The following is a 13,298-nucleotide window of genomic DNA, read 5'->3' on the forward strand; positions in this document are numbered from 1 at the left end:
AGACTCACCCCCGACCAACCCCGGAATCGCCACCAACTCGCGACGAAGAACCGAGGAGACGGGGGAAGGGCAGGCGAAGCAGCAGCAGGCCGGCGATCAGGGCGAGATAGACCAGCGGTTCGATCCGGAAGCCTTTCGCCAGCATCAGGTAGTGCACCCCGCCCAGGATCGCCGCCGGATAGACCAGACGGTGCAGCCGGCGCCAGGCCGGCCCGAGCCGGCGCACCGAGCGGTTGTTCGAGGTGACGGCCAGCGGCACGAGAAGAACGAAGGCCGCCATGCCGACAGTAATATAGGGGCGCTTCACGATATCGGCCCAGATCTGCGCCAGCAGCTGCACGTCGAGGACCAGCCAGACCAGCAGGTGGCAGCAGACATAAAAGAAGGTGACCAGCCCGATCGCCCGGCGGAACCTCATCAGGTTGAGCCCGAGGAAGCGGCGCAGCGGCGTCACTGCCAGCCCGGCCACCAGGAACTTGAGCGCCAGCTCGCCCAGCTCGCGCTCCAGCCCCTTCACCGGCTCGGGGCCCAGGCCGCCACTGACACCCAGCCAGAACAGCCAGGGCGCGCCGGCCATGCAGACTATATAGACCAGCCAGACCGGGACCCGGCGCAGCAGCGCGTTGGCCTGGTCGGTCAGGGTCATTTCCGGCTCTTGGCGCAATCGCGCATGGCGAAGTCGCCGGGATTGCCTGCCGTATAGATGACCGAGACCACCAGCCGGGCATAGCAGGCTGTCGGGATCTCGTAGGGCGCCAGCCTTTGGGCGATGGTGATCCATTGCACCATCCGGTCTCCTCTGGGGTTGGCCTGGAACAGGTCGACAGAGGTATTGTCGGCCAATCCGGCGTAATGCTGCGCCAGCTTCCCCGAGCGAATGCCCTTGGCGAAGCCCTGCGCCGCGGTCCAGTCGTCGACGAAGACCACGAAGACTTCGGCCTCGCGCCCCTGTTCGCGGCCGATCTTGCCTGCCTGCCAGACCGCGTCGATCACGCCGGAGCGGTCGGCATCGCGGACTGCCTCGGCAAAGCCCTCGGGTTCGCGGATCGTGACGACCGAAACGCTGCCGCCCGCCGCATCGACGAAACGGTTGGGCGTGACCAGCGGCGGCAAGGCGCCACCCTGGTGGGCCGGCGGCGCCGGTTCGGGCGCGGCGAGGACACCGAGCGCGAGCAGAAAGCCGAGTCCCTTCATCAGTGGTACTTCGCCAGGTCCATGCCGGCATAGAGCGAGGCCACCTCGGCCTCGTAGCCATTGAACATCAGCGTCGGCACCTTCTTGGCGAAGAGGCCGCTTCCGACCTTGCGCTCGGTTGCCTGGCTCCAGCGCGGATGGTCCACGTTCGGGTTCACGTTGGAGTAGAAGCCGTATTCGCGGTCGCTGTATTTATTCCAGGCGGTGGGCGGTTGCTTGTCTACCAGCGAGATCCGCACGATCGACTTGATCGACTTGTAGCCATATTTCCACGGCACCACGAGACGCATCGGCGCGCCGTTCTGCTTGGGGATCGGCTTGCCGTAGATCCCGGTCGCCATGATGGTCAGCGGGTGCATCGCCTCGTCCAGCCGCAGACCCTCGACATAGGGCCACTCGATGATCGGATAGCGCACGCCCGGCATCTCCTCGGGGCGCAGCAGGGTTTCGAAGGCGACGTATTTCGCACCCGCCTGCACACCGGCCATGTTCAGCAGGTCGGCCAGCTCGAAACCGTTCCACGGGATCACCATCGACCAGGCCTCGACACAGCGGAAACGGTAGATCCGCTCCTCGACCGTCATCGCCGACATGATCTGGTCGAAGGAATAGTCGCCCGGCTTGTCGACCATGCCGTCGATCTTCACCGTCCAGGGCGAGATGGTCAGCCGGTCGGCATAGCGCGCCGGGTCGTCCTTGTCGGTGCCGAACTCGTAGAAGTTGTTATAGGAGGTGATCTCCTCCCAACCGTTCGGCTCCAGCGTCTCGGCCCGCACGCTGCCGGCGCCCAGGCCCACCAGCCCCGCCGCCGCTAGCCCGCCGGTGATCTGCCGTCGGTTCACGAAGGCCGCTTCAGGCGTCACATCGGCTGCGGTCAGGTCGTTGGTCCAGCGATAGGCCATGGCGGTCCTCCGTATTGCGCTTTTGACGGAGACTAGGGCGGCACCCACTGGTTGGCCAAACCAAATCGACTCACATTTCGGAGACGGAATTGTAACTTGGCAGGATCTGGTTGAGCGGCAGGCTGCGCCCGTCGGCCTGCACGATCCGCACATGCCGCCTTCGCATCCGGCGCGGCTCGGAGACGCCGACCGAATGGGCGATCATCTCGACCTCGTGGATCATCTCGCGGGCATAATGGGCGACGCGCAGATATTTGTTCTCGACCACCAGCCCCTTCTGCAGGCGCGGGTCATGGGTGGTGATGCCGGTCGGGCAGGTGTTCCTGTTGCACTTGAGCGCCTGGATGCAGCCGAGGCTGAACATGAAGCCGCGCGCCGAGGTGACGAAATCGGCCCCTGCGGCCAGCGCCCAGGCCACGTCCGAGGGGTTCACCAGCTTGCCGCTGGCGACGATGCGGATGCGCTCCTTCAGCCCGTGGCGGTCGCGCAGGTTGACGACCGGGGGCAGCGCCTCGCGGATCGACATGCCGACCAGGTCGATCAGCGGCATCGGCGCGGCGCCGGTGCCGCCCTCGCCCCCGTCGAGCGTGATGAAGTCGGGCGCGCTCTGCTCGCCGCGCCGGTCGACCGCGGCGAAGAGCTCGTCGAAGGCGTCAACCGAGCCGACCACCGTCTTGATTCCGACCGGCTTGCCCGTGACCTCGCGCACATGGGCGATCATGTCGAGAAGCTGCTCGAAATCGGCCACTTCTATATGGCGGTTCGGCGAGAGACTATCCTGCCCCTCCTGGATGCCGCGTATCGCGGCAATCTCGGCCGTCACCTTGGCGCCGGGAAGGATGCCGCCCTTGCCGGGCTTGGCGCCCTGCGCCAGCTTGATCTCGAACATGCGCACCTGCGGATGCGCCGCGATGGCGCGCAGCTTCTCGTCCGAGAGGTGGCCGTGTGCATCGCGCACCCCGTATTTCGCGGTGCCGACCTGAAAGACGATATCGCAGCCGCCCGAGAGGTGATGCGGGCTGAGACCGCCCTCTCCCGTGTTCATCCAGATCCCGGCCTCCTTCGCGCCCCGGCTAAGTGCCATCACCGCCGGCTTGGAAATCGCGCCATAGCTCATGCCTGAGATATTGAAGAAGGACGGCGCCATATAAGGAGTGCGCGCGTGCGGGCCGATCAGCATCGGCTCGGATTTCGCGTGCTCGTCATCCAGCGGCGGGAAGGCCGCGTTGACGAAGATAGCGGTGCCCGGCAGCGACAGGTTGCGGGTCGATCCAAAGGCCACCGTATTGCCCTTGGCATCGGCCGCGCGGTTGACCCAGTCGCGCTGCGCCCGGTTGAAGGGCATCTCCTCGCGGTCCATGGCGAAGAAATACTGCCGGAAGAATTCGCCCAGTTCGGTGAACAGCCCGCGAAACCGTCCGATCACCGGGTAGTTCCGCCGGATCGCGTCGCCGGTCTGGGTGCGGTCGATCACGAAAAGCGTGACGCCCAGCGCCATCAGCACCCCGATCAGAACGACGAAGGCCAGCGCCATCACCTCGAGCGTCTGCATTGCAAATCCCATGAACGTCCTCCGCTGCGGTTTGACATGTCGCAAGGTGCTTCGCCGCACTATATCCGAGAGTGAGCGTCACGGCCCCGACTGGCAAGCCGGGGCGCAACAAATCGGGAGGATCATGATGAAACACGTCTTTTTGGCCGCAACCTTCGCTCTCGCCGCCCAGGCAGCGGCGGCGCAGCAGGCCGTCACTTACAAGACAGAAGCGGCCTTCGACGACGTGATCTTCGAGCTGGAGAACGCGATCACCGACGCCGGGCTGGTGGTCGACTGGGTCAGCCATGTCGGCGAGATGCTGGAGCGCACGCGACAGGATGTAGGGTCGGACAAGGTGATCTTCGAACGCGCCGACGTCTACAACTTCTGCTCGGCCATCGTGTCGCGCAACGTGATGGAGGCGGACCCGATGAACATCGCCTTCTGCCCCTATGGCATCTTCGTCGCCAAGGTCGCCGGCGACGAGACCCACACCATCGTCGGCTATCGCAGCTTCCCCGAAGGCGCGATGCAGGAGGCGGCGGCGCTGGTCGACGGGCTGGCCCGCAAGGCCGCCGGGCTGGAATAGAGCCTAGCCCGCGAGGCGGCCATTGATGCGCACCTCGGCGATGCAGCGGTCATCGCCGAGCATGATGGTGGCAAATAGCGCCTCCCAGATATCCCTGGCCCGCGCCGTGCGCTGCGCCAGAGCCGGCGTCGCGGCGAGGTCGAGCACGACGAGGTCGGCCTCCATGCCCGGCGCGATGGTGCCGATCGCGTGGCCCATGTGCAGCGCCTGCGCCGATCCGGCTGTGGCAAGCCAGAGCAGTTCCGCCGCGTGCAGCGCCCGGCCCCGCAGTTGCCCAACCTCGTAGGCCGCCGCCATCGTCCGCAGCATCGAGAAGGACGACCCGCCGCCGGTATCGGTAGCCAGCGCAACGCGGTGCCCCGCCGCCATCAGCCCGTCCATGTCGAAGAGGCCAGAGCCGATGAAGGTGTTCGAAGTCGGGCAATGCACCAGCCCTGCCCCCACCTCGCGCAGGCGGTCCTTCTCGCGCGGTTCCAGGTGGATCGCGTGGCCGTAAAGGCCGCGCTCCCCCAGCAGCCCATGGCGTTCATAGGTGTCGAGATAGTCGCGCGCCTCGGGGTAGAGGCCCAGCACCCATTCGATCTCGTCGGTCTGTTCCGACAGGTGCGTCTGCATCAGACAATCCGGATGCTCGGCCCAGAGCGCGCCCAGCGCCTCGAGCTGTTCCTGCGTCGAGGTCGGCGAGAAACGCGGCGTGATCGCATAGGTCAGCCGCCCGGCGCCGTGCCAGCGCCCGATCAGCGCGCGGCTGTCGTCATAGGCCGATTGCGCGGTGTCGCGTAGCCCCTCCGGCGCGGTGTCGCGGTCCATGCAGGTCTTGCCGGCGGCAAGCCGCATGTCGCGCTTCTGCGCCTCGGCAAACAGCGCCTCGGCGCTGCCGGGATGGATGGTGCAGTAGGAACAGACCGTGGTGGTGCCGTTCGCCGTCACCAGGTCGAGATAGCGCGCCGCGATCTCGGCCGCATAGGCCGGATCGGCAAAGCGCACCTCTTCCGGGAAGGTATAGGTGTTCAGCCAGTCGATCAGCCGCTTGCCCCAGCTCGCGATGATGGCGGTCTGCGGGTAATGCGCGTGAGCGTCGACGAAACCGGGCAGAATCACCTTGTCGCCGTGGTTGACGACCTGCGCCTCGGGATGCGCCGCGCGCAGGTCGGACAGGGTGCCGCTCACCAGGATCCGCCCATCCGACAGGGCCACCGCCTCGTCCACGCGGGCCGCCTTCTCGGGTTCGCCGAGGAAGGGCGAACGCTCATAGCACAGCACCCGGCCGGCAAGGATCACCATATCGCCCATCTTCCTTGCCTCCTGGCCGCCTGATTGCACCGCAACAACCTACCTGTCGCAAAAGGCGCGGTAAATTCCGGATTTGTCGCTGTTTTCCAGCAGCAGCTTCCAGTAGGTTGCGGCCAATCGCGGAAAGGAGGGTGGCCGATGGACGCCGAAGACCAGCCGATCGACACCGAAGCCGAGCGCGACGAAGACGCCTATGCGCTCTCGCCCAAGGTGGTGGCCGCGATTCTCGATGCCGTCGAGGAGGGTGACCGCGAGCGCCTGATCGCGCTGATGGAGCCGCTGCACGCGGCCGACATCGCCGACCTTCTCGAACAGATCCACTCGGACGAGCGCCGCGCGCTGATCCAGCTCTATGACCGCGAATTCGACGGCGAGATCCTGTCGGAACTCGAAGAGAGCGTGCGCGAAGAGGTGATCGGCTTCCTCTCGCCCCAGGTCCTTGCCGAGGCAGTGCGCGAGCTCGACTCGGACGACGTGGTCGACCTTGTCGAATTCCTGGACGAGCCGCAGCAGGAAGCCATCCTCGACGTGCTGGAAGACGTCGACCGGGCGGCGGTCGAACTGGCGCTGTCCTATCCCGAAGGCTCGGCCGGCCGCCTGATGCAGTCCGAGGTGGTGATGGCCCCCGAGCACTGGAACGTCGGCCAGGCCATCGACCACATGCGCAGTTCGGACCGGCTGCCCGACGCCTTCTACCACGTAATCCTCGTTGACCCGCGCCTGCACCCGATCGGAAATGTCTCGCTGGGCAGGCTGATGGCCTCGGGGCGCGACGTGCCGCTGAAGTCGATCACCGAAGAGATGTTCCGCGTCATCCCGGTGACTCAGGACGAGGAAGACGTCGCCTATGCCTTCAACCAGTATCACCTGATCTCGGCACCGGTGGTGAACGAGGACGGCCGGCTGGTTGGCCAGATCACCATCGACGATGCGATGATCGTGCTGGACGAGGAACACGAGGAAGACATCCTGCGCCTTGCCGGTGTTGGCGAAGGCTCGCTTTCCGACCGGGTGGTCGAAACGGTGAAGGGCCGCTTTCCCTGGCTGGCGGTCAACCTTGTCACCGCGATCATGGCCTCGATGGTGATTGCCCAGTTCGACGGGGTGATCGCGCAATATGTGGCGCTGGCGGTGCTCATGCCGATTGTCGCCTCGATGGGCGGCAACGCCGGCACCCAGTCGCTCACCGTCGCGGTGCGCGCCATCGCCACGCGCGACCTCACCGGCTCGAACGTCTGGCGGGTGATCCGGCGCGAGGTGCTGGTGGGGCTGGCGAACGGCCTCGCCTTTGCCTTGCTGATGGCGGTGGTGGGCTATTTCTGGTTCGGCTCGACCTCGCTGGCGATCGTGCTGGCGGCGGCGATGATCATCAACCTGGTGATTGCGGGTCTGGCCGGCACGGTGATTCCCGTGGTGCTCGACCGCTTCAACGTCGACCCGGCGCTGGCCTCGGGGGCCTTCGTCACAACCGTGACCGACGTGGTCGGCTTCTTCGCCTTCCTCGGCTTTGCCGCGGTCTACCTGCTATGAGCGCGCTGTCCGACGCCAAGAAGGCGGCACGCGAGGCGGCCTTCGCCCGCCGCGCGCTGGCCCATGCGGCGGCAAGCGGCGCGCAGGCGGGCAAGCTCTCCGAAGTGCTGGCCGGTTATCGCGGCGTGCCGCTCTCGGGCTACATGGCGATGCGGACCGAGATCGACCCGACCCCGGCGATGGAAGAGGCCGCCGCGCATGGCCCGGTCGGCGTGCCGGTGATCGTCGCCAAGGCCCAGCCACTGCGCTTCTGCCGATGGGAACCCGGCTGCGCAATGAAGGACGGCCCCTTCGGCGCAAGCATCCCGGCGGTCGAGGACTGGTTCGAACCCGAGATCCTGATCGTCCCGCTGGTCGCCTTCGACGCGCGCGGCAACCGGCTGGGCTATGGCGGCGGCTTCTACGACCGCACGCTCGAAATGCTGCGCGCAAAGCGGGCGACGCTGGCGATCGGCTTTGCCTTCGACGCGCAGGAGGCCGATGAACTGCCGCTGGAACCGACGGACCAGCCGCTCGACATGATCGTGACCGAAAGCCGGGTGCTGAGCTTCCGCTGAAGGCTCACGCCCTGCTCGCGTCCGTTCACGTTGATTTCACTTGAAGAATGAAAGCACGCCGGCTTGGCGCGCCATGGCGGAAAGTCAAGGCCGTGGCGCCCGCCATATCAGGTGATCCGCTAGTCCCCTCCCCCCGTCTTACGTGCAGCCGCATGTGTCGCGGTCGTGCACAACAAATGGGAGACCTAATGATGTTCCGCAGAACCTTCATCGCCTTCGCCGCCGCCGCCAGCCTGACCAGTGCCGCCTATGCCGGCGGCCACTCCAAGGATATCGTCGACACCGCCGTCGGCGCGGGCGACTTCACCACGCTGGTCGCCGCCGTACAGGCTGCCGGCCTTGTCGACACGCTCAAGGGCGAAGGCCCCTTCACCGTCTTCGCGCCCAATGACGCGGCCTTCGCCGCGCTGCCGGCTGGCACGGTTGAAGACCTGCTGAAGCCCGAGAACAAGGACAAGCTGGTGTCGATCCTCACCTACCACGTGGTGCCGGGCAAGGTGATGAGCACCGACCTCAGCAACGGCATGAAGGCCGCCACCGTGCAGGGCGGCGAGGTCACGATCATGACCGAGGGCGGCGTGAGCGTGAACGACGCCAAGGTGCTCGCCGCCGATATCGAGGCCGACAACGGCGTGATCCACGTGATCGACAAGGTCATCCTGCCCGAGTGATCGGACCGGGCGGGCCGGCGCACAGCCGGGCCGCCAACCTGCCTGCATTCTGGTTTCTCTTGCGCCGGACCGCCGCCGGGCCTACGGATCAGGCATGAAAATACTGTTTCTAGGCGATGTAATGGGCCGCGCGGGCCGGGCTGCCGTGAAAGAGCGGCTGCCGAAACTGCGCGCCGAGTGGCGGCTCGACTTCGTGGTGATCAACGGCGAGAACGCCTCGTCGGGCATGGGCCTGACCGGCGATCATGCCAAGCTGCTGCTCGATGCCGGCGCCGATTGTGTGACGCTGGGCGACCATGCCTTCGATCAGAAGGACATGTTTCAGTTCATCGAGACCGAACCGCGGGTGATCCGCCCGCTGAACTTCGCCAAGACCGCGCCGGGCAAGGGTGCGCGGCTGTTCACCTCGAAGAACGGCCGCAAGGTACTGGTGACCCAGGTGCTGGGCCAGGTCTTCATGAAGCGCGCCTTCGACGATCCCTTCTCGGCGCTTGACACGGTGCTCAAGTCGCACCCGCTCGGGGGGCTGGCCTCGGCGGTGGTGGTCGACGTGCATTGCGAGGCGACCTCCGAAAAGATGGCGATGGGCCACTACTGCGACGGCCGCGCCAGTCTGGTGGTGGGCACCCACACCCATGTCCCGACGGGCGACGCCCAGGTTCTGTCCGGAGGCACCGCCTATCTGACCGATGCAGGCATGTGCGGCGACTACGACTCGGTCATCGGCATGGACAAGGCCGAACCGATGCGCCGCTTCATCACCGGCATGGCCAAGACGCGGTTCACCCCCGCCCTTGGCGAGGCGACCCTCTCGGGCGTTCTGGTCGAGACGGATGACAACACGGGCAAGGCGAAATCCGTGCGGATGATCCGCGTGGGCGGGAGGTTGCAGGAAGCAATCCCATGACACGCCGCGACATCGCCCTCTACAGCCTGGTTCTCGTGCTTGCGGGAATGGGCTGGGGCATGACCCAGCCACTGGGCAAGATCGCGGTGAGCACCGGCCACCAGCATTTCGGGCTCATCTTCTGGCAATGCGCCATAGGCGCAGCGGTGATGGCGCTGGTCTCGGTGCTGCAGGGCCACCGCCTGCCCCTGCATCGCGGCGCGCTGCTGACCTACCTCGTGATCGCGCTGCTTGGCACGGTGATCCCGAACTCGACCTTCTATACTTCCATCGCGCATCTGCCCTCGGGCGTCATGTCCATCGTGATCTCGCTGGTGCCGATGATGGCCTTCCCGATCGCCCTTGGCCTGAAGCTCGAGCGTTTCTCGGCCCGTCGGCTGTTCGGCCTGCTGGCAGGCCTCGCCGGGGTCATGCTGCTGGTGGTGCCCGAGGCGAGCCTGCCCGACCCGGCAATGCTCGTCTGGGTGCCGCTGGCGCTGGTGGGGCCGTTCTTCTACGCCTGCGAAGGCAATTATGTCGCCCGCTTCGGCACGGCAGACGTCGATCCCATCCGTGTTCTCTTCGGCGCCTCGCTTGCCGGGGCGCTGCTCACTCTGCCCATGGCGCTCGGCTCTGGCCAGTTCATCTCGCCCCTGCGCAGCTACGGCCCGCCGGAATTCGCGCTGATCCTCTCTGCCGTTCTCAATGTCTTCATCTATGCCGCCTATGTCTGGCTGGTCGGACGCGCCGGGGCCGTCTTTGCGATGCAGGTTGCCTATCTCGTCACCGGCTTCGGGATGCTCTGGGCAATGGCGATCCTGTCCGAGAGCTATTCGCCCTATATCTGGGCGGCGATGGGCTTGGTCCTGTTGGGTGTGATGCTGGTGCAACCGCGTCGCAATGAAGCAGTTGCCGCGGGGGCGGCGATAGAGGAAACTGGCCTCCGCTGAAACGAAACCGCCGCGCGCGACATATCAAAGGCATATATGCAGTTTCTTGCCCTGTCCGATACCGCCAGTGCCGTGCTCGCGCTGGTGATCGTCGGTGTGATGCTCGTGCTCTTCGTGCGAGAGATCTTCCCCACCGAAGTGGTCGCCCTGGCCGGCGTCTCGGTCATGCTGATCACCGGTGTCCTGCCCTATGACGACGGGCTCAAGGTGCTGTCGAACCCGGCGCCCTGGACCATCGCCGCGATGTTCATCATCATGGGCGCCCTGGTGCGCACCGGCGCGCTGGACGTGCTGACCCGGATGGCCGAGCGCTATGCCAAGACCCACCCCAAGGCGGCGGTCATGGGGACCATCGCCATGGTCATGGCCGGCTCGGCGGTGATGAACAACACGCCGGTGGTCGTGGTGATGATCCCGGTCTTCGTGCAGCTCTCGCAGACGCTGGGCCGCAAGGCCTCCAAGCTGCTGATTCCGCTGTCCTATGCCGCGATCATGGGCGGTTCGCTCACCCTGATCGGCACTTCGACCAACCTGCTGGTCGACGGCGTCGCGCGCAGCCACGGGATGGAACCTTTCGGCATCGTCGAGATCCTGCCCATCGGACTGGTCGTGTGCATCTGGGGCCTGATCTACATGGGCATCTTCGGCCCCCGCCTGCTGCCCGACCGCGACAGCATGGCGAACATGCTGTCGGACCGCTCCAAGATGAAGTTCTTCACCGAGGCGGTGATCCCGCCCGAGAGCAACCTGATCGGTCGCGAGGTGCTGGGCGTTCAGCTCTTCAAGCGCGACGGCGTGCGGCTGATCGACGTGGTGCGCGGCGACGTCTCGCTGCGCCGCAACCTCGAGGGCGTGACCCTGCAGGTCGGCGACCGGGTGATCCTGCGCACGCGGATGACCGAACTGCTCAGCCTGCAGGCCAACAAGGAATTGAAGCGCGTCGACCAGGTCTCGGCGGTCGAGACCACCACGGTCGAGGTGCTGATCACGCCGGGCTGCAAGATGGAGGGGCGCGCGCTTGGCGGGATGCGGCTGCGGCGGCGCTATGGCGTCTATGTGCTGGCGGTCCACCGGCGCAACCAGAACATCGGCCGCCAGCTCGACGACCTGGTCGTGCGGGTCGGCGACACGCTGCTGCTCGAAGGCGCGCCGGCCGATATCCAGCGGCTGGCGGCAGAGATGGAGATGGTCGACGTCTCGCAGCCATCGGCCCGCGCCTACCGTCGCGGCCATGCGCCGATCGCCGTCGCCGCGCTCGCCGGGATCGTGCTGCTGGCCGCACTCGACGTCGCGCCGATTCTCTTCCTTGCCGTCATTGCGGTGGCGGTGGTGCTGGTCACCCGCTGCATCGACGCCGACGAAGCCTTTACCTTTGTCGATGGCCGCCTGCTGGCGCTGATCTTCGGGATGCTTGGCGTCGGCGCCGGCCTGCAGCACACCGGGGCGGTGTCGATGGTGGTCGATGGCATCGCGCCGGGCCTGATGACGCTGCCGCCCTGGCTCGTGGTTTTCGTGGTCTTCCTGCTGACGACCACCCTGACCGAGGTTGTTTCCAACAACGCCGTGGCGGTCATCATGACGCCGCTGGCCATCGGCCTCGCTCAGGCGCTGGGGCTGGACGCACGCCCGCTGGTGATCGCGGTGATGATCGCCGCCTCCTGCGCCTTCGCCACCCCGATCGGCTATCAGACCAACACGCTGGTCTATGGTCCCGGCGGCTATCGCTTCTCCGACTTCCTGCGGATCGGCGTGCCGCTGAACCTGACGATGACGCTGATCTGCTCGGCGGTGATCCCGCTGATCTGGCCGCTCTGATCCGGCAGACCGGACGCGGCGGGCTCAGCCCGCCAGCGCCCGCGCCAGCCGGTTCTGCCGTTCCACGACGCGCGCGAGGTCGAGCGTGACGACATGGCCGTCGCGCACCACCTCGCGGCCCTCGACAAACAGCGCCTTCACCCGTGTCGGCCCGGCCAGCAGCAGCGCCGCCTTGTCCCAGCTGCCGGCGCTTTCGACGCCTGACACGTCCCAGATGGCGATGTCCGCCCGCTTGCCCACCGCAAGGCGGCCGCAGTCAGGCCGTCCGAGAATATCCGCCCCGCCCCGCGTCGCGATTTCCAGCGCCTCGCGCGCGCTCATCGCATCGGCGCCCAGCGCCACCCGTTGCAGCAGCATCGCCTGCCGCGCCTCGGCGATCAGGTTTCCCGCGTCGTTGCTGGCCGAACCATCCACCCCCAGCCCCACCGGCACCCCGGCGTCACGCATCGCGCGGATCGGGGCGATGCCGGAACCCAGTCGGCAGTTGGAACAGGGGCAATGCGCAACCCCGGTGCGGCTGCGCGCGAACAGCCCGATTTCGCCTGCGTCGAGCTGCACGCAGTGGGCGTGCCAGACATCCGGCCCGGTCCAGCCCAACTCCTCGGCATATTGCCCCGGCCGGCACCCGAAATTGGCTAGGCTATAGGCGATATCCTCGGCATTCTCGGCCAGGTGGGTGTGCAGCATCACCCCCTTGTCGCGCGCCAGCAGCGCGGTATCCCGCATCAGTTCGCGGCTCACCGAGAAAGGCGAACAGGGCGCCAGTCCGACGCGGACCATGGCCCCCTCTGCGGGGTCGTGGAAGGCATCGACTACCCGGATGCAATCATCGAGAATCGCCGCCTCGCCCTCGACCAGCGAATCCGGCGGCAGGCCGCCCCTGCTCTCGCCAATGCTCATCGAGCCGCGCGTCGCCTGGAACCGCAGCCCGATCTCGCCGGCGGCAGCGATGGTGTCGTCGAGCCGCGCCCCATTGGGGTAGAGGTAGAGGTGATCCGAGGTCAGCGAACAGCCGGAGAGCGCCAGTTCGGCCAGCCCGGTAAGCGCCGATACATGCATCTCTTCCGGCCCGAAGCGCCCCCAGATCGGATAGAGCGTTTTCAGCCAGCCGAACAGCAGCGCGTCCTGTCCACCCGGCACCGCGCGAGTCAGGGTCTGGTAGAGGTGGTGATGCGTGTTCACTAGCCCCGGCGTCAGCACGCAGCCGGCGGCGTTCACCACTTCGCCCGCCGAGGCCAGGCCGCTGCCGATCGCGGCGATCACGCCGCCCCGGATCAGGATATCGGCGCCGTGCAACTCGCGGCGATCATCGTCCATCGTCAGGATGTTATCGGCATTCTTGATCAGGATTTCGCGCATGTAGGGGCCTCGCGTGTT

The 13,298-nt window shown here is 66.5% G+C and carries 13 protein-coding genes; 7 read left to right on the top strand and 6 right to left on the bottom strand.

Translation table 11 applies throughout. From position 1 onward, the window contains the following. Positions 1 to 4: 4 nt before the first annotated feature. The 4 genes from msrQ to IE266_RS00020 all read right to left on the bottom strand — a co-directional run bounded on the left by msrQ (position 5) and on the right by IE266_RS00020 (position 3,660). Positions 5 to 646: a protein-methionine-sulfoxide reductase heme-binding subunit MsrQ gene (gene msrQ / locus IE266_RS00005; RefSeq protein WP_189677976.1), complete on the bottom strand. Its 642-nt coding sequence runs from the start codon at positions 644 to 646 to the stop codon at positions 5 to 7. Beyond that, positions 643 to 1,194 (bottom strand): hypothetical protein, encoded by a 552-nt coding sequence (locus tag IE266_RS00010; protein ID WP_189677977.1) that lies wholly within the window; start codon positions 1,192 to 1,194, stop codon positions 643 to 645. The genes msrQ and IE266_RS00010 overlap by 4 nt, the downstream gene beginning before the upstream one ends. Further along, complete coding sequence (gene msrP / locus IE266_RS00015) at positions 1,194 to 2,096, bottom strand: protein-methionine-sulfoxide reductase catalytic subunit MsrP (protein WP_189677978.1); 903 nt, start codon at positions 2,094 to 2,096, stop codon at positions 1,194 to 1,196. Before msrP ends, IE266_RS00010 begins: the two co-directional genes overlap by 1 nt. Before the next feature lie 70 nt (positions 2,097 to 2,166). Beyond that, complete coding sequence (locus tag IE266_RS00020) at positions 2,167 to 3,660, bottom strand: FMN-binding glutamate synthase family protein (protein WP_189677979.1); 1,494 nt, start codon at positions 3,658 to 3,660, stop codon at positions 2,167 to 2,169. A 115-nt stretch (positions 3,661 to 3,775) separates the two neighbouring features. On the opposite strand from IE266_RS00020, the gene IE266_RS00025 reads away from it, so the two are divergent. Next, positions 3,776 to 4,219, top strand: coding sequence for a DUF302 domain-containing protein (locus IE266_RS00025; RefSeq protein WP_189677980.1), 444 nt, complete (start codon positions 3,776 to 3,778; stop codon positions 4,217 to 4,219). Between the two features lie 3 nt (positions 4,220 to 4,222). Here the strand turns inward: IE266_RS00025 and guaD are convergent, their stop codons facing one another. Continuing rightward, positions 4,223 to 5,512: a guanine deaminase gene (gene guaD / locus IE266_RS00030; RefSeq protein WP_189677981.1), complete on the bottom strand. Its 1,290-nt coding sequence runs from the start codon at positions 5,510 to 5,512 to the stop codon at positions 4,223 to 4,225. A 138-nt stretch (positions 5,513 to 5,650) separates the two neighbouring features. On the opposite strand from guaD, the gene mgtE reads away from it, so the two are divergent. The 6 genes from mgtE (at position 5,651) to IE266_RS00060 (ending at position 11,921) form a co-directional block, all read left to right on the top strand. Continuing rightward, positions 5,651 to 7,042, top strand: coding sequence for a magnesium transporter (gene mgtE, locus IE266_RS00035; protein ID WP_189677982.1), 1,392 nt, complete (start codon positions 5,651 to 5,653; stop codon positions 7,040 to 7,042). Beyond that, complete coding sequence (locus IE266_RS00040; RefSeq protein WP_189677983.1) at positions 7,039 to 7,599, top strand: 5-formyltetrahydrofolate cyclo-ligase; 561 nt, start codon at positions 7,039 to 7,041, stop codon at positions 7,597 to 7,599. The genes mgtE and IE266_RS00040 overlap by 4 nt, the downstream gene beginning before the upstream one ends. A gap of 191 nt (positions 7,600 to 7,790) precedes the next feature. Next, positions 7,791 to 8,270 carry a fasciclin domain-containing protein gene (locus IE266_RS00045; protein ID WP_189677984.1) on the top strand — a complete coding sequence of 160 codons (480 nt, stop codon included), beginning with the start codon at positions 7,791 to 7,793 and terminating at the stop codon, positions 8,268 to 8,270. Positions 8,271 to 8,364: 94 nt separating this feature from the next. Continuing rightward, entirely contained in the window at positions 8,365 to 9,177 is an 813-nt protein-coding gene (locus IE266_RS00050; protein ID WP_189677985.1) for a TIGR00282 family metallophosphoesterase, read from the top strand. Next, the gene (locus IE266_RS00055) at positions 9,174 to 10,106 is read left to right on the top strand and encodes a DMT family transporter (protein WP_189677986.1); all 933 of its coding nucleotides are present in this window, start codon (positions 9,174 to 9,176) and stop codon (positions 10,104 to 10,106) included. Before IE266_RS00050 ends, IE266_RS00055 begins: the two co-directional genes overlap by 4 nt. Positions 10,107 to 10,142: 36 nt before the next feature. Beyond that, positions 10,143 to 11,921, top strand: coding sequence for an SLC13 family permease (locus tag IE266_RS00060; RefSeq protein WP_189677987.1), 1,779 nt, complete (start codon positions 10,143 to 10,145; stop codon positions 11,919 to 11,921). A gap of 24 nt (positions 11,922 to 11,945) precedes the next feature. On the opposite strand, the gene IE266_RS00065 is transcribed toward IE266_RS00060, so the two are convergent. Beyond that, entirely contained in the window at positions 11,946 to 13,280 is a 1,335-nt protein-coding gene (locus tag IE266_RS00065) for an 8-oxoguanine deaminase (RefSeq protein WP_189677988.1), read from the bottom strand. Between the last annotated feature and the right edge of the window lie 18 nt (positions 13,281 to 13,298).

The sequence above is a fragment of the Seohaeicola zhoushanensis genome (genome assembly GCF_014656415.1).
GTDB lineage: Bacteria > Pseudomonadota > Alphaproteobacteria > Rhodobacterales > Rhodobacteraceae > Seohaeicola_A > Seohaeicola_A zhoushanensis.